Source organism: Haliscomenobacter sp., from assembly GCF_965225875.1.
In the GTDB taxonomy this organism is placed as follows: Bacteria; Bacteroidota; Bacteroidia; order Chitinophagales; family Saprospiraceae; genus Haliscomenobacter.
The window spans coordinates 584,305-601,962 of record NZ_CBDDBS010000003.1; the positions used below are offsets into that span (position 1 = coordinate 584,305).

Consider the following 17,658-nt stretch of genomic DNA (forward strand, 5'->3'; position numbering starts at 1 on the left):
AAAAAGAATCACCATGCCCGTGATAATTCATAGAGTTAATTTTGTCCTTACACTGCTTTGTTTAGGGCTGCCCTTTGTATCAGCAGCCCAATATACCGGAACGGCCTCGGTAACCCAGGGCTTGGCCGCCACGACGACCTCCAATTTGTTCTCCTGTGCCAACGGACGGGTCACCAATCTTGGCTCTATCACCGCTACCGATAAATCGGTTTGGACTGTACCTGCGCAGACAAATTTCAGCAATACCAGTTTCCCCTTTGCCTCTGACCTCCACAATGTTTGTAACGGTACTACGTATTCTACGGCTGCTGAGGCTCTTGCAGCGCTTAAAGGAACGGACATCATCAACGTTGATTCAGATGGAGAGGTGATTACCGCTTACATTTTTGCCGACAATTACTTTGAACTATACATCAATGGCATTGCAGTGGGCAAAGACAAAGTGCCTTTTACCCAGTTCAATTCCAGCATTGTGCGATTTAGGGCAAAAAGGCCATTTACCATAGCCATGTTGTTGGTAGATTGGGAGGAAAATTTGGGCTTGGGTTCTGAGAGTAATGGTGGTTTTGCTTACCATCCCGGAGATGGCGGTATGGTTGCGGTTTTCAAAGATGCAAGCAACAAAATTGTGGCCACCACAAACAGTGATTGGAAAGCCCAGACATTTTATACTGCGCCAATCATGAATTTAAGTTGCCCCACCGAAAATGGCAGCGCCCGGCTTTCCTCCAATTGTAGCACCCAGGATTCAAACAATGGGACAAGTTTTTATGCTTTGCATTGGAACAAGCCCAGCAACTGGTTTAGCTCCAATTTCAATGACTCATCCTGGCCAGCTGCGAGTACCTTCAGCAATGAAACTGTTGGTGTAAACAACAAACCTGCCTATACCAATTTTACAAGCGTATTTGATGACCCCAACGGTGATGCCCAATTCATTTGGAGCAGCAATATTGTGCTGGATAACGAAGTGGTGGTTCGTTACACCGTAGCAGCTGCATCGGGTACGGGAACCCTTAAAACCATGCTGCGCCTTCCCGACACGGGGCAAAACACCAGTTACACCGCTACTTTTGGCGAAGATCATGATTATACACTCAATCCCCCTTTTTTTATCAATCATGGCAATGGTACCCTTACCGATACCATTACCGGGCTGATGTGGCAAAGAATGGACGGAGGTGAAATGACTTTCGAACAAGCCCTGCAGTATTGTGATACCCTCACTTTGGGGGGCTATACGGATTGGCGTTTGCCCTCGGCTTTCGAAGCGTTCAGCATCTTGAACCATCAGCGCAGCAACCCCGCTTTGGATGTCTCCCAGTTCGCCAATTCAACGGCAGAATACTGGTGGTCGGCCACGGTTCAGTACAATGACACGCGCAGGGTTTGGGTTACCAATGCGGGGGGAGGCATCGGCAACCATCTTAAAACGGAGACCCTTAGTGCCGGAGGAAGCAAACGATACCATGCACGTGCGGTTCGTTCGCCCATTCCAGGTCAGTTGCTGAGTGCCCGTTTCATTGACAATGGCAATGGTACAGTGACCGATCAATTGAGCAATTTGATTTGGCAAAAAGTACCCAGTACGGGCACCTTTACCTGGGAGCAAGCCCTGACTTTTGCCGAAAACCTGAGCCTGGCCGGTGCAAACGACTGGCGGGTTCCCAACATCAAAGAACTTCAATCGCTCAATGATTTCAGTGCCAGTAACCCTTCTGTAGACCCGGCTTTTTTCGGTACCCTGGGAGTCAAAAAATACTGGTCTTCCACCACCTTGCCCAACCAGACTACCCGAGCCTGGTTTTGGGACACTCAATTTGGCATCACCACCTACGACTTAAAAACGGCAAGCAACTACCTGATTTGTGTACGCAGCAATAAGGCGATTTCGACTGGTATTCGCAAAATTGACCCAGAACTGGAGTCGGTTCGAATTTCCCCCAACCCTGCCGCAAATGAAATAATCCTGTATTTTGAAGGCGAAGACAAAAGTGCGGTCAAATCGATGACTTTGGGCAACGCTTTAGGGCAAGTATCGCAACAGATCAATATTCCCTTAGCCAGTAAAACCTTCCAAATCAATACAGGTGGGCTGGAGAATGGCTGGTATTTTTTATCCTTGCAAAAAGGTGAAGCCATCAAAACTTTTAAAATTTTAATCCAACACTAATGCTCAAAAAGATTCTGCCCATTTTCGGCTTCTTGTTCCTAACGTACACCACTCACGCCCAGCGCAACGTCATCCTGATCATCGCCGACGACGTGGGTTCTGACTACTGCGGTTTTTACGAAAACCACCTGGATACCTGTAAGTTGCCCAACGTACGCCGCTTGCTGGCGCGGGGTGTCCGTTTTCGCAATGCCTGGTCTAATCCACTTTGCTCGCCAACCCGGGCCGGAATCTTGACCGGGCGCTACAGTTTCAGGACAGGCGTGGGTGATGCAATAGGTGGTGCAGGATCAGCAGTATTGGACACCGCAGAAATCACCATTCCAAAATTATTGAACCGCTACGCCCCAAATGGCATTGCTAAAGCCAACATCGGGAAATGGCACCTGCAATCACCAATGCCGAATACCAATTTGGTTTATCCGAATCGGATGGGCTACGATCATTTTGAGGGCAATTTCACAGGAATGCTCAACAGTTTTACCAACTGGACTAAGGTAAAAAACGGCGTATCCAGCAACGTGACCACCTACGCTACCACCGAAACCGCGAACAATGCCATCAGTTGGATCAAAACCCAGGGCAACAAACCTTTTTTCCTCTGGCTGGCCTTCAATGCGCCGCATACACCGCACCATTTGCCACCTACAAGTTTGCATTCCTACAAAAACCTGAGTGGCACAACTGCTGATATTGCCGCTAATCCGAAGTCTTATTTTAAAGCCTCGGTGGAGGCGCTCGACCACGAGATTGGGCGCTTGTTCGACTCACTCCAAGCCTTGGGCAAATGGGACAATACCGACATCATTTTTATTGGCGACAATGGGAATGAAAGTTCGGTTGCCCAAAGTCGGGGAGGAGCCAAAGGCAGCATCGATCAGGAAGGGGTGGGCGTACCCTTTATCATTTCAGGCCCCTCTGTGGTCAACCCAAATCGGGTTAGTGATGCTCTGCTGAGCACACATGATCTGTTTGCCACCATTCTCGAACTATTTGGGTACTCGGATTGGCCCGGCCAAATTCCCGCCAATAAACCCGTTGACAGCCGCAGCATTATGCCCATCCTCAAAAACCAGTTGACCGAGGTGCGTAGCTGGGTATTTACCGAGGTATTTAAAAATCCTAGTGTGGCCGGCGATGGCAAAACCATGCGCAATAAGGACTATAAACTTTTGGATTTTGACAATGGCGCCCAAAAATTTTTCCGCATCTCCAACGACCCAACAGAAAGTAATGATTTGCTACTTAGTACAATGGATGCTACGGCTAAGAACAATTACACCGCTTTGTGTACCGAAATGACGAAGCTGGTGGGAACTGGTGGTTTTTGCAACCTGAGCACACCCACAACCGACCTTACAAATGCGCACAAACAATTACGGATTTACCCAAATCCGGTACTGGATTTCCTAACCCTTGAACATGCACAGGGCAATGAAGCATACCGGGTATTAAATGGCCTGGGGCAGGTGTTGTACGCAGGCGTAGGCATTCAGAAGCTGAATCTGAGTGGCTTGGATGCAGGAGTGTATTTTTTGGAGTTAGTGGGGAAGGAAAGGACGGTGTTGCGGTTTTTGAAAGGTAGATTACACAACTGACGAGCAACGCAGCAAAATCAAAAAAGAGCAAGGCAAGTGTTTACTTTATTTTTCGTTCCTTAGGTCTACAGGATTGTAAATTGAATTGCAGGAAAAAATAGAGGTGCGGCTACAAGTTCTTTGTTTTGGAATCACTCAATCTCGATGGCGATGTCTTGGGCAAAACTAGGCTGAACACTCCCGGGGCAACGATACCGAATATTGCGGAACCAATAAATGTCGCCGGGTAGTGCACGGTTAATGATGGGGCGAATGGTTGCATCAAACGGCCCTCCCGTGTTGCTGCCTCGAAAAACCATGCTCCGGGCATTGAATTTAAGGATCTCGTAATCGATGACATCACAGCGGGCATTAATGTCACAACATTCGATAGAAGCGATTATTCCTCCCTGGGCTTTGAACATCCCGCTGCTCATTTTGCCACTTTTGTTTAAACCTGCAAATCTCGTTACAGCATCCAAGGCAACACAACGCAGTTTTTTCTCAACTATGCCTTGCTCTGTTTTGATGCTTAAAATAAGGATCCCCGTTGTATCGACCAGAAGCCTAAAATGCCCTTTATCCCCAGTTAAAACCGCACGAGAACTGGAGTCAGGATTTGGATGTTCAAACCGCAGGCTGATTTGATTCCGATAGACTGGTTTTGCCTGCTGAGCCACAATGACAATCGGGTTTTCGATACCAGCCAGGATACGTGGATTACCTGCAGTGCTGATGGCGATTTCGGGTTTTTCAGCGGGCTTTGGAAAATGAAAGCTATGTAAAAGAAGGAAGGCTAGGGTGGCAATTAGGAATTGGTTCATGATTGGGTGGGTTTTGTTAAAAGAAAAATGCGGGGAGTGGGGAAAGGTTACATAGAATAAATAAGTTGCACCGATTAAATCTCAAAACATTGGAGATAAACAAGATATTTGGTAGGTTTGTATATGATCAATTGTGGCTCGCAATACACCCCCTCCGAAATCCTTGAGATCTTCAAAGAGCAGCACCGCCTTTGTAGCCCACTTGATCCTGATACAGACCCAAGTGCAACAATTACCCCGGAAATGACCATCCACGCATGGCGGTCAGCAAACGACCTAATCGGTTGGAAAAAGCTAGGCCAATTCCTCAACCAGGAATTTAGACTGGACATATCCGAACAAGAATGGTATAGTACCTTAGAACCATCGAAACAGAGGCAGTTGATTGACGTGTGTAAATTGATCTCAAAGTACGCTCAAAAAGACACCTATGAACCAAAGATTCTATTTGGACATGCTTGTTTAAAAGCAACGGTGTTCTTGACAATCAAAAGTAATCTGCAAAAAAAAGGTGTAAATGTTTCAAACCTCCGCCCCTCTTCTGTCTTGTCGGATTACCTGCTAAGATATTTCTCACCCATGATCGAAGAAATTACGCTTACAGGTACTCGGCCAATTGAAAAAATTGAGGTAAGCAGAAAGAAAAAGGGTTTTTGGAACACCATAAATATTTTTGATGCTGACAGATTTGAAATTCTAACGGGAGAGGTGAAAACTTTCCGGGATTTAATTGAGCAAATAGTTGACGAAAACAGAAAAATAGCGCGTGGTAAAAATTGATTGTGAGACAAAACTGGGTCATTTTCCAAAAGCCCTTCGTGTCTTTGATAGTCCTCTGATACTTTGTGGTGACAAACTGACACCTGTTCTTGCCAGAAAAAACCAAGCTCTGAGCAACAACCCACCTCCTTTTTCCCTATTTTAATCCCCAGAAACCAACACAAGCCGAACCAAATGCAAAAATCCATTCTCTCCCTGGGCACGCTGCTCTTATTCAACATTCTGAGCCTGGCCCAAACCAACAAATCCCTCACTTTTGACCCCGCCCTTTACGAAGGCCTCCGTTGGCGCGAGCTCGGCCCCTTCCGCGGCGGGCGATCCAGTACCGCTACGGGTGTACGCGGTAATCCCAATTTGTACTACTTCGGTACTGTAGGTGGGGGAGTCTGGCGCACCCAAGACGCAGGCCAAACCTGGGACAACATTAGCGACAAATACTTCGGGGGTTCCATTGGCGCAGTTGCCGTGGCGGAGAGCGATCCCAATGTGATTTACGTCGGAGAAGGCGAACAAACCTTGCGCAACAACGTAGCCTCCGGCGCCGGACTTTGGCGATCTACCGACGCTGGAGCGACCTGGAAAAGCATTGGCCTCCAGGACTCCCGACACATCGCCCGTATTCGAGTGCACCCCAAAAACGCGGATGTGTTGTACGTAGCTGCCCTCGGTAACCTCTGGAAACCCAACGAAATGCGCGGCGTATTCCGCAGTCTGGATGGTGGCCAAACTTGGAAAAAAATCCTCTACATTAACGATAAAGCGGGTGCGGCCGACCTCATCCTAGACCCCAACAACCCGCGCATCATCTACGCCAGTACCTGGAACATGACCCGCAATGGTTACCGCATGGACAGCGGCGGACCCGATTCCAAACTCTGGAAAAGCACCGACGGCGGCGACACCTGGGAAAACCTCTCCGACAAACCCGGCATGCCCAGCGGCATCAATGGCATTATTGGAGTGACGGTTTCGCCCCAAAATTCCAATCGGATTTGGGCCATCATTGAAAACAAGGAAGGTGGAGTTTACCGCTCCGACGATGGCGGCAAAACCTGGGCCCGCATCAATCAAGATCGCGCCCTACTCCAACGCGCCTGGTATTATTGCCGCATCACTGCCGACTCTCAAAATGAAGACATTGTATACGTAATGAACGTCAGTTACGGCATTTCCAAGGATGGGGGTAGAACCTTTACCCTCAAAAACGCCCCTCATGGTGACCACCACGACCTTTGGATTGACCCCGACAACAACCGCCGGATGATTATTGCCGACGATGGTGGTGCCCAAATTTCTAACGATGGAGGCAACAACTGGACGACTTACCACAACCAGCCCACCGCCCAATTTTACCGCGTTTCCACCGACAACCATTTTCCTTACCGCATCTACGGAGCGCAGCAAGACAACACCAGCGTGCGCATCCCTCACCGTACGAATGGCAGCGCTGTAACCGAAAAAGACTGGGATGCCCTGGCCATTGGCGAAAGTGCCCACCTGGCCCCCGATCCCTTGAATAGTGAAGTGGTATACGGCGGCGATTACAAAGGTTACATGACCATGCAGAACCTGGAAACGGGTCAGGAACGCTCTACCAACGTTTATCCAGATCTGCCTGCAGGCTCGGGTGCAGAAGTGATGAAGTATCGTTTTAACTGGAACTATCCGGTCTTTTTTAGTCCACACAATCCCAAAAAACTCTACGCTTGTTCCAACCACCTGCACATGAGTTTGAGTGGTGGGGAAAGTTGGGAGGTGATTAGCCCGGATTTGACCCGCGCTGATCCGGAAACGATCAGATCTTCTGGTGGCCCGATTACTCAAGACAACACCGGAGCAGAATACTACGCCAATATTTTTGCAGCAGCGGAGTCACCTTACACCGAAGGTGAAATCTGGACGGGTTCCGATGATGGTCTGGTGTACCTGAGTCTGGATGGCGGCAAAAACTGGAAAAATGTGACCCCACCCATGTCGCCCAAACTCAACATGATCAATGCCGTGGAAGTTAGTCCCTTCGTGAAAGGGGAAGCCTACATCGCCGCTACTTCCTACAAATTCGGCGACTACACGCCCTACATTTACCGGACGCTGGACTATGGTAAAACCTGGACTGTCACCACCAAAGGAATCCCCAAAGATGAATTTGTCCGGGTGGTACGCGCTGACCAAAAACGCAAAGGACTGTTGTACGCGGGCACCGAAAAAGGCATGTGGGTCTCCTTCGACGATGGCGACAACTGGCAAAAACTACAACTCAACCTGCCCCCGGTGCCGATTGCCGATCTGGCGGTCAAAAACGACAACCTCATTGCAGCTACGCACGGGCGTAGCTTCTGGCTCATCGACGATCTGACTCCTTTGCAACAGTTGAGCGCTGAAATGGCCGCCAAAGAAGCCATTCTGTATCAACCCATGCCAACTTACCGCATGGCGGGCAGCAATCGCCGCGACCCCAAGCTGGAAGGGGAAAACCATCCCAACGGGGTGATGATTCATTATTTCATCAAAAAACTGGAAACCGGGGCCGAGGTGAAAATTGATATTCTGGAAAGTGACGGCGATACCATCCGTACCTTCAGCACCAAGGCCAAGGACAAGTTGAATCAAATCACCGTCAAAGCAGGTGGTGGCCGCTTTGTGTGGGACATGCGGTATCCGGGTTACAAAACCTTCCCAGGGATGGTCTTTTACGGCTCGCCAAACCAGGGGCCAAAAGCGATACCTGGCAAATATCAGGTGCGCTTGACCGTAAACGGCAAAAGCCAGACCCAGGAGTTTGAAATCCTCAAAGACCCGCGTTTGAATACCAGACCCGAAGATTTTCAGGCTCAATTTGATTTCCTGATGAAGGTGCGCAACAAGGTCACGGAAGCCAACGAAGGCATCATCAATTTGCGCAAAATCAAGGAAGACCTAGGTTACCTGAAAAACAAACTGGGCAGTGACGAGAAGAACAAAGACATGATGGAGGCCATCAAGAAATTTGAGGAAGAATTGAATACCATTGAAAACAACATCCACCAAACCAAAAACCAGAGCGTACAGGATCCGCTGAATTATGGCATCAAGCTAAACAACAGGCTTGCACACCTGATGGTGGAACAGGCTCAGGGGGATTTCCGACCCACGAAACAAGGGGAGGAGGTACGCAGCAAGTTGAGCCAAATGGTGGATGAGGAATTATCCAAACTCAAAACCACCATCGACAATAATCTATACAAAATCAACCAAATGGCGAAGGAGAAGGGGGTTATGTTTGTGAATTAAGGGGCGACAAAATAAAATGTTCATTTTGCCAGAGGATTAGATGAGTAAACGGTTTATTTTAAGCGTATTATCTCGGTTTTTGGCAAAATGAACATTTATTTATTCCTCACTACTTAAAAAAATGTAGGGTTTTTTAACTCAGATACGTCTTTCATTTAAGACACCCGTTTCACAACAAAATTGAGGACTAAATTTTTCTCACAGCTGTAACGAATTGAAGCTGACTGGGCTGAGCTGGTATTTTTAGTGTTTTACAAATTAAATTTTTTTGAGTAAATTAAATTCATTATTTTATTATTAAAATTTACGCAATACTTAATTTTTTTACTAAATTTGGTTTGATTTTTAAAATAAAATTCTCTCACTTCCCTAATCTCCCATTTCGGGTTTATCAAGATGAAAAAAAAGTTACTTCCCGGCAGAACCTGGCCTCATTTTGGTCGGTTGCTGCTCACCCAAATCGCACTGGTGATTTGCTGTACTGGCATTTTGTATGCCGCCCCCAATCGAGAACCACTCGAAAAAATGGAAACTGAATCAAGGGTAGTTAAGGCCATTAACGGTACCGTTCTGGATGAAACCAATTCGCCATTACCTGGCGTGAGCATTTTAGTAAAAGGTACCACAAACGGTACGGTAACTGACGTAAACGGACAGTTCAGTTTGGAAGTACCGGAGGATGCAACATTGGTTTTCTCCTACACTGGTTATCTTACACAAGAAGTCGCAGTAGGTGCTCAAACTACAATTTCCGTCAGCCTAAAAACGGACGCAAAGTTGCTAGAGGGCGTTGTGGTGATCGGTTACGGCACGGCCAAAAAATCGGACTTGACTGGTTCGGTTGGTTCCGTCAAAGTCGACCAACTCCAGGAACGTCCCTCCGCATCACTTACCCAGGCGCTGTCTGGAAGAATTGCCGGGGTACAAGTAAACACCAACTCTGGCCGTCCCGGTGGTAGAACGACCATCCGCGTGCGTGGATTTAGTTCCATCAACTCTTCAAATAACCCGCTTTACGTGGTAGATGGGGTGATGCTTCCCCAGGGTAACCAAACTCAATTCAGCTCGGCCATTGACTACATCAACCCCAACGACATCGTATCGGTGGAGGTACTCAAAGATGCCTCTTCCACCGCCATTTATGGCGCCAGAGGTGCCAACGGGGTTATTTTGGTCACCACCAAAAAGGGAAAAGCTGGTGAAGGTTCGGTAACCTACAACGGCGATTTTAGTGTCAATACGATCGGACCAAACCGACCCGAAGTATTGAATGCCAAACAATACATGGCCGTAGAGGATTTGGCTTGGGCGAACATGGCCAAATACGACCCCGCAGGCTGGGCAGCAGGCAAATGGGCGTACTTGAACCCCAAATTGCGCCGCACTGACCCACGGGTATTCAACAGTGATGGTACGCCTAAATTTGATACAGATTGGTTTGAAGAAACCTCTCAACAGAAGCTTTCCCAAAACCACCAATTGGGTTTTAGTGGGGGCAACGAGCGCACCCAACATTCGATTTCGCTGGGTTATCGCGACGATCAGGGCTTGCTCAAGACTTCGTACATGAAAAGATACTCCGGTCGGTTTACGATTGACGACCAGGTGAAAAGATGGTTGAGAGTAGGCGGTACCTTGAGCTACAACAACCAAAGCGAGAATATTGTCGATCAAAATGATGCCATCGCTCGGCAGATTGTAGAGGACTTTCCATTTTTGCCCGTAAAGTACGAAGATGGAACCTACGCCAACAACCGCGATTTCCCCTTTGCAGAAGGCACCTTCAGCTCCGTTCACCGTTTGATGGGGCGTAAGTTCATTATGAACACCCAAACAACACTGGGAAGTTTGTATTCAAACATCCGTTTAGCCGAAGGTTTGGAGATGCGTACTGTGCTTGGTGTCAATGTTCTGACGCAAGAAATCAACCAATCTCAAACCCGCACACTGAACATCGGGGGCAATGGTAACGCTTCTACCAATAACAACAAGGAAAGCTTCTGGTCATTGGAAAACTACTTGACCTACAACAAGCAATTGGGCGACAAACACTCCCTGAATGGCTTGTTGGGGGTTTCCTGGCAAGAAACCACCACTTTTGGTATGGGAGCCAGTGTGAACAACTTTGCCACTGATTATTTCGGATTCAACAACCTGGGAGCGGGTGCCACCAACCCTGCAGTTAGCTCTGGTGCATCACGTTTTGCGTTTAACTCCTATTTTGGACGACTCAATTATACCTTGTCCAACAAGTACTTGTTCACACTTACTGGCCGCTCAGATGGTTCTTCCAAGTTTGGAGAAAACCACAAGTTTGCGTTTTTCCCCTCAGGTGCCGTGGCTTGGCGGGTATCTGAAGAAGGCTTTTTGAAAGGGAATACGCTTATTTCCAATTTGAAACTTCGTGCAAGTTATGGTCTGACCGGTAACTCTGAAATTCCGGCTTATTCCTCCTTGTCTTTGTTGAGCTCCAACTTCGCCACCATTTACAATGATGCACGGGTAGCTGGAACAGGTATTAACCGTTTGGCCAACCCCGATTTGCGTTGGGAAAAAACGGCACAGACGGACGTAGGGATTGAATTCTCTTTGTTCAAAGGCCGGGTTTCGGTTGAAGCAGATTATTACTACCGCAAAACAACCGATATGCTTTTGGATGCCCCCGTACCAACAACGAGTGGTTATGGTACCATCCGCAGAAACGTGGGATCCATGTACAACAAGGGCTTTGAAATTGGCTTGAATACCAGAAACGTTGACGCAGGCGGATTTCAATGGAATACGGCTTTCAATATTTCGTTCAACCGGAATAAAGTACTTTCCTTGGCAACGCCCTCCGATATTTTCAACGTAGGTGGACCCAACTTTACCAACCCAACCAACATCATTCGCATTGGTGAAGCAGTTGGTTCTTTTTGGGGCCTTACCCGCCTGGGGGTTTGGAGCGAATCCGAACGTGAGGAAGCGGCTAAATTTACGAGCTATCGCAACGGTTTGACGGTTTTGCCGGGTGATATTAAATATTTGGACGTAAATGGCGATAAAGCCATCACCGATGCCGACCGCAGCATCATTGGCAATGGTAGCCCCAAAGGTTGGGGATCATTAACCAACACCTTCCGTTACAACAACTTTGATTTGACCCTGGAACTTCAGTTTTCCTACGGAAACGATGTCATGATGATGAACTTGCACGCCAGTGAAGATCGTCAGGCCCTCGCCAACAGTTATACTTCAGTGCTGAACGCTTGGACGCCGCAGAACCAAAATACGATGATTGCCGAAATCCGCGACACCCGTGCGGGTTATGTGACCAACGTAGATTCATGGTGGATCAAGGATGGTTCATTCCTGCGGGGGAGGAATTTATTGTTTGGGTATACTTTCCCAGGACAAGTCCTCAATAAGCTCAAAATGGGCCGCCTGCGGATATATGCCTCAGCTCAGAATTTCTTCCTGGCCGTAAAAGACAAGATTGTGGGTGACCCTGAAGTTACTCCTACCAATCAAGGGAACAACAACAGTGCGTTTTCTCAGGGTATGATTTGGCACAACTATCCAAAGCCTACTACCTACATGATTGGTTTGCAAATTGGCCTTTAAGCACTTTTTTAATTCAAAACAACTTCATTTGTCATGAAATTGAACATCATCAAATATATCGGCAAAGCTACGCTCATTGGGGCGATCTTGCTGGGAACCTCGGGTTGTAACGATTTTTTGGACGAACAAGCTCCGTCCAACCTTACTCCTGACAGTTTTTATACCATTCCAGACCATGCTGAAGCTGCATTGGCTGCTGTTTATGCAGATTTGCGTTTTATGGGCGGCGGTGCCGGGATTTTTTCCAGCAACTGGCAGTTGTTAGAAGCCCTCACGGGTACTTCAACCACCGAAACAGCGCAAAACTCTGATTTGAATAACTTGTATGGTCTGGTACACGACGGCAATACCGCCCACGTGGTCAATTATTGGAACGGATTGTACCGCGTGATTGCACAAGCCAACCAGGTGATTGACAAAGTGCCGCCGATTACACCTATGCCAGAAGCCCAAAAGAAAAAAGTCTTGGGTGAAGCCCGATTTTTACGTGCTTCGGCTTACTTCACAGCAGTTCAATTGTGGGGCGATATTCCGCTCATCACCGTGCCACAAACAGCAGCTTCAGAAGATTTTTTACCTGCGCGGACGCCACAAGAAGAAGTGTACAAACTGATTGTAGATGATTTGATTGCTGCTGAGGCAGCTGGTTTGGCCTGGACGGACGTCAGTGGTCGGGCCAATTTGGCTGCAGTAAAAGCGCAGTTGGCAAAGGTTTATTTAACCATGGCTGGATTCCCGTTGAAAAAAGGAGCCTCGCATTACAAACTTGCGGCTGATAAAGCGCTGGAAGTAATCACTTATGCAAATGCGAATCCTGGATCCATTAATTTGTTTACCACCTACGAAGACGTGCATAAAGAAAGCACCGAAAACCGCCTTGAGCACCTCTTTATGCTGCAATACAATACTGTAGTAGCGGGGAACCCAATGGAGAATTTTTACCCGAACTTCAAGCCTGTAACGTTTAGCGGCCCCGGTGGAACCGGAAGCAGCGTGCCTACCTCAGCTTTTTACAAATCGTACGAGGAAGGTGATTTGCGGGCAAAGGACCAGGAAGGCTATTTCTACACTACCTATTTCACCAACGGCAACGGCGCGCGTTTTGACTTGGGGGCACCTTATGTTTTCAAACACTTCAATCGTACTTCGAGTGGCACTTCTGGAGTGGCAGGTACGCGCCAAAACAACCTGAACGTGCCGCAGATCCGTTATGCGGAAGTCCTATTGATATTTGCGGAAGCGCAGAATGAATTGGGTACACCTACACAAGCCGCTTATGATGCCTTCAAACGCATTAGAGATCGGGCCAAACTCACTACGCCAGGTATCGAAACGTACAACCAAAACTCATTCCGCGAGGCGGTTTGGAAAGAGCGTTGGCATGAGTTGTGCTATGAACAAATCACCTGGTTTGACATGGTGCGTTTGCGCAAGGTGTTCAACGAAAATACCAAGAAATTTGATGAATTTGTAGGGCATGTCAATTTGAGCTCCAATCGGCCATTGGAAAGTAAGCATTTGTTGCTGCCAATTCCAAAGCAGGAGTTGCTGAATAATCCAAATTTGAAAACTCAGAATCCGGGGTATCCGCAGTAAGGGGTAGCTTGATTTGATAAGGGAAAGCCTGTGAGGTACTTGTTATCTCATAGGCTTTTTTTATCGGTTGCCAGGCAAGAAATTTTTCTCCCAATTTTCTCCCTACAATCCAAAATAATTGTATTTTAGACAATTATTTCAATGTTTTTCATCGCGCATTACCCATGTGGGTTGCTAATCAGTACATTAGCTTTCACATGGGTAATGTTAAATGAAACCTACATGCTTAAAGATCGCAACAAAACCAAAAAGGTGTTTAGCCTTTTTACACCCGTTTCTACTGTACTACTCTTGTTGGTAGTGATTGGATTGTTGTCCTTGACGGACTATAGTGACAACAATATCGACCCGGCCCATACCACTTGGTCCCATTATGGCGGAAGTCCTGACCAATCCAGGTATTTCGCAGCTTCGGACATCACCAAAGAAAACGTTGCAAAACTGCAAGTGGCCTGGATGTACCCCTCGGGCGATCAACAACCCTACTTCTTCAGCCCGATTATCGTGGACACCACCATGTATGTGATGGGCAAAAACAACTCCTTAATTGCAGTAAGTGCATTGAGTGGCAAGGAGATCTGGATTCACGCCAATCTGCTTGGCATGAGCAGAAGGGGGCTCAATTATTGGGAGAGCAAAGACAAAAAGGACAAGCGCCTGATTTTTACCCTCAACAATTCCCTTCAGGCCATTGATGCAGTGACCGGAAAAACCATCACCAGCTTTGGAACTGATGGCTACGTAGACATGCGCGAAGGACTGGGCCGCGACCCTTCCTCCATCCGTAGAATGCAGGCCATGATGCCAGGTGTAATTTACAATGACCTCGTGATTGTAGGTTCTGCCCCTGGCGAAGGTTATTTCTCCTCGCCGGGTTTTGTAAGGGCCTATAATGTGGTGAGTGGAAAATTGGAATGGACTTTTCACACTGTCCCGCAACCCGGCGAATTTGGCTACAAAACCTGGCCAAAGGATGCGTACAAGTACATTGGTGGCACGAATGTGTGGAGTGAAATCTCGGTTGATCAAACCCGAGGCATCGCCTTTTTGCCCATTGGTTCACCAACCTATGATTTTTATGGTGCGGACCGCCTGGGGAGCAACCTTTTTGGCAATTGCCTCGTAGCTGTTGATGCACGCACGGGCAAACGTTTGTGGCATTACCAAATTGTTCACCACGACCTTTGGGACGTCGATCTCGCCAGTGCGCCTCAATTGTTAACCGTGAATCAAGGTGGAAAAAATATTGATGCCGTGGCAGTGGCTACCAAACATGGATTTTTGTTTGTATTCGATCGGGAAACTGGGAAGCCACTATTCCCCATCGAAGAAAAACCCTTCCCAGCCAGTCAAATGCCCGGAGAAAAAGCCTGGCCTACCCAGCCTATTTCTTCACTTCCCAATTTTACCAGACATGAGGTGACTTTGGAAACACTGAACCCATTTTTCCCCGATAGCATTAAGCAGCAATGGCAAAAAAGGCTGGCTACGGCCAAATCTGGCTTGTACATTCCTCCCTCCGACAAATACGAAACCATCATGATGCCGGGTGCATTAGGAGGCGCGAATTATGGCAACACGGCCTCTAATCCCAAAAATGGGTTCATGTACATCCTGACGCAGGAGCACGCTTCCACCTATAAATTGAATAAAGTAGAGCCTCCCAAAGTGGATCTTTCGGCAGATCAGGTTGCTCAGGTAAAGACTTTTTATGCTTCTACCTGCCAACCCTGTCATGGCAAAAACATGGAGGGCGTGACTGGCCCAGCTTTGGTCAATGCCGGGCAATACATCATCTACACCGAATTTAAAGACATCGTTTTAGGTGGCAAGGGGTCAATGCCCGGTTTTACCCACGTCAGTGAGGAAACGATTGAAGCGTTGTACCGCTATCTGGGTGGCAATCCGCGGGCCTTTAATTTTCCCCGCAGGGCCAACGCTGTGCCACCTAAAGGCCCGGTAGTTGCCTCCGGTGGAGCTACCATAAAGCCTGATGCAAAGAGAAGTGCACCAATGTTGGATTATCCCGAAAAAGTGAAACATCCAAAAGATCGCTACATTACCGATTATGGAACCGAATGGTCAGGTTTGGCGGCGCCACCTTGGTCTTCCATCGTAGCCTATGATTTGAACAAAGGAACCATCAAGTGGAGAAAACCTGTAGGGCTGGATTCCCTTTATGGCAAAGGGGATCCCAGTTTGGGTGCCCCCGGAGGGACCTTGCGGAAAGGTATGGTGGTTACTTCGACAGGTATCGTTTTTGCCACCGCCAAAGGAGGGAAGTTGTATGCATTTGATGCTGATAATGGGAATACTTTATGGGAAACCAACCTGAGTTATGAGGCCAATGCCCAACCCAGCATGTACACCTTGAATGGAAAGCAGTATCTGGTTATCAATGCTACTTCCAATTTTACCCGTGATAGTTACGACCGCTCCAAAAAACCTGGAGCATTGCCCCGGGGATATGTAGTGTATGCCTTGCCGAAAAGCAAATAAGTCAAAAGCAGGCAATACGTTTTTTTAAAACTATAACAAACAAGATCGCAGATGAAACCATTCTTGCTACTACTCGTGGCCAGCTTCGCGGTACAGGCCACTGCTCAATCCTTAAAGGATCGTATCATCCCCAATGATCCCTCCAAATACCGGGAACTTTCGGCTGTACATGCTGGTGCCGGGAAAATGGGATTCACCCAATTGATCGGTCGCAATGACCTATCCACCAACTTTCTTTACCTCCATACCGGAGTAATCAATGCCAAATCCGGCATTGGCCACCATTTTCACCACAGCATCGAAGAAATGTATGTGATCCTCAATGGTGAAGCAGAATTTACGATCAACGGGCGTACCGCCAAAATAAAAGCACCTGCAATTGTGCCCTGCAAAATGGGCGACTCGCACGCCATCTACAACGCTTCCAACGAGCCTATCCGTTGGCTCAATTTTGCGGTAAGTCAAAAGAAAGGGGTAGGGGACGCTTTTGATTTGGGCGATGCACGGGTTGGAGCAACCCTCGAACCTGTTCCCTCTTTTGTATCGGCGCGTTTGGAGCAAGATAAACTCAAGCCAAATACCCAGCTTTATACGGGTGAGGGGGTACTTTACCGCCGCCTGATCGGGCCGGAAGTATTCCGTACCGATTGGGACCATGTTGATCATCTGCTTATTCCAGCGGGTAAATCTGCGGGAAGACAGGCAATTGATGGCGCCGAAGCGGTTTATTATGTAGTAAATGGAAGTGGAACCATCACCAGCAACGGAGAAACAGCAAGCATCAAAGCCAATGATGCCTTTTCCAGCACTTTAGGTGAAAAACTGAGCATCAACAACAACGGTGACAAGAACCTTGAAATCCTGGTTATTGGCATCTCGGCTTCCAAACAAAAGAGTTTGAGCATTGCCAAACCACTGGCCACGCCCAAAGCAGTTTTGCTACAAATGGACTTTGTGGTTCCCCAAGAGAATGCCCAGGCCTTTGAAAAAATGTATTACTCTATCTATGTTCCGGCCATGACCGTGCAAAAAGGTTATGTGGGTTCCAAACTCTTGCGGCTTTTTCCAGAAGCTATTGCCAAGGAAATTCAAGCTGAACCAAGCACTCACAATTACTCCATTCAAATTTCTTTTGCTACCGAACAAGACCGTCGAAATTGGGTGAAGAGCAAAGAACATCAAATTGCCTGGCCTGCCGCCTCCGGCCTTGCTACCGCCTTTAAGTGGCGTGGTTTTGATGTGATGGGGGATGACAACCAGCCCTAAATCAATAACATAAATTTGATACGCCCCAGGATGTAATGCAAACTTAAACAGCTTTTTAAACAACAAACAA

At 47.7% G+C, this 17,658-nt stretch carries 9 protein-coding genes; 8 read left to right on the forward strand and 1 reads right to left on the reverse strand.

From position 1 onward, the window contains the following. The first annotated feature begins 13 nt into the window (after window positions 1-13). Both ACO08K_RS22895 and ACO08K_RS22900 read left to right on the forward strand, forming a co-directional pair. Window positions 14-2,173: a DUF1566 domain-containing protein gene (locus tag ACO08K_RS22895; RefSeq protein WP_421798803.1), complete on the forward strand. Its 2,160-nt coding sequence runs from the start codon at window positions 14-16 to the stop codon at window positions 2,171-2,173. Further along, window positions 2,173-3,771, forward strand: coding sequence for a sulfatase-like hydrolase/transferase (locus ACO08K_RS22900; RefSeq protein ID WP_421798804.1), 1,599 nt, complete (start codon window positions 2,173-2,175; stop codon window positions 3,769-3,771). The genes ACO08K_RS22895 and ACO08K_RS22900 overlap by 1 nt, the downstream gene beginning before the upstream one ends. 131 nt (window positions 3,772-3,902) lie before the next feature. Here the strand turns inward: ACO08K_RS22900 and ACO08K_RS22905 are convergent, their stop codons facing one another. Continuing rightward, window positions 3,903-4,574: a GldM family protein gene (locus tag ACO08K_RS22905; RefSeq protein WP_421798805.1), complete on the reverse strand. Its 672-nt coding sequence runs from the start codon at window positions 4,572-4,574 to the stop codon at window positions 3,903-3,905. A gap of 108 nt (window positions 4,575-4,682) precedes the next feature. On the opposite strand from ACO08K_RS22905, the gene ACO08K_RS22910 reads away from it, so the two are divergent. The 6 genes from ACO08K_RS22910 to ACO08K_RS22935 all read left to right on the forward strand — a co-directional run bounded on the left by ACO08K_RS22910 (window position 4,683) and on the right by ACO08K_RS22935 (window position 17,588). Further along, on the forward strand, window positions 4,683-5,354 hold the full coding sequence (locus ACO08K_RS22910) for a hypothetical protein (protein WP_421798806.1): 672 nt from the start codon (window positions 4,683-4,685) through the stop codon (window positions 5,352-5,354). A 174-nt stretch (window positions 5,355-5,528) separates the two neighbouring features. Beyond that, on the forward strand, window positions 5,529-8,624 hold the full coding sequence (locus ACO08K_RS22915; RefSeq protein WP_421798807.1) for a VPS10 domain-containing protein: 3,096 nt from the start codon (window positions 5,529-5,531) through the stop codon (window positions 8,622-8,624). 396 nt (window positions 8,625-9,020) lie between these two features. Then, window positions 9,021-12,227: a SusC/RagA family TonB-linked outer membrane protein gene (locus tag ACO08K_RS22920; protein ID WP_421798808.1), complete on the forward strand. Its 3,207-nt coding sequence runs from the start codon at window positions 9,021-9,023 to the stop codon at window positions 12,225-12,227. A gap of 33 nt (window positions 12,228-12,260) precedes the next feature. Further along, window positions 12,261-13,823 (forward strand): RagB/SusD family nutrient uptake outer membrane protein, encoded by a 1,563-nt coding sequence (locus ACO08K_RS22925; RefSeq protein ID WP_421798809.1) that lies wholly within the window; start codon window positions 12,261-12,263, stop codon window positions 13,821-13,823. Window positions 13,824-14,045: 222 nt separating this feature from the next. Continuing rightward, window positions 14,046-16,322: a PQQ-binding-like beta-propeller repeat protein gene (locus tag ACO08K_RS22930; RefSeq protein ID WP_421798810.1), complete on the forward strand. Its 2,277-nt coding sequence runs from the start codon at window positions 14,046-14,048 to the stop codon at window positions 16,320-16,322. A gap of 51 nt (window positions 16,323-16,373) precedes the next feature. Beyond that, complete coding sequence (locus tag ACO08K_RS22935) at window positions 16,374-17,588, forward strand: cupin domain-containing protein (RefSeq protein WP_421798811.1); 1,215 nt, start codon at window positions 16,374-16,376, stop codon at window positions 17,586-17,588. The last annotated feature ends 70 nt before the right edge of the window (window positions 17,589-17,658 follow it).

Coding starts and splice junctions, on each gene's coding strand:
- ACO08K_RS22895 (WP_421798803.1), top strand. CDS start 14: ATGCCCGTGATAATTCATAGAGTTAATTTTGTCCTTACACTGCTTTGT.
- ACO08K_RS22900 (WP_421798804.1), top strand. CDS start 2,173: ATGCTCAAAAAGATTCTGCCCATTTTCGGCTTCTTGTTCCTAACGTAC.
- ACO08K_RS22905 (WP_421798805.1), bottom strand. CDS start 4,574: ATGAACCAATTCCTAATTGCCACCCTAGCCTTCCTTCTTTTACATAGC.
- ACO08K_RS22915 (WP_421798807.1), top strand. CDS start 5,529: ATGCAAAAATCCATTCTCTCCCTGGGCACGCTGCTCTTATTCAACATT.
- ACO08K_RS22920 (WP_421798808.1), top strand. CDS start 9,021: ATGAAAAAAAAGTTACTTCCCGGCAGAACCTGGCCTCATTTTGGTCGG.
- ACO08K_RS22925 (WP_421798809.1), top strand. CDS start 12,261: ATGAAATTGAACATCATCAAATATATCGGCAAAGCTACGCTCATTGGG.
- ACO08K_RS22930 (WP_421798810.1), top strand. CDS start 14,046: ATGCTTAAAGATCGCAACAAAACCAAAAAGGTGTTTAGCCTTTTTACA.
- ACO08K_RS22935 (WP_421798811.1), top strand. CDS start 16,374: ATGAAACCATTCTTGCTACTACTCGTGGCCAGCTTCGCGGTACAGGCC.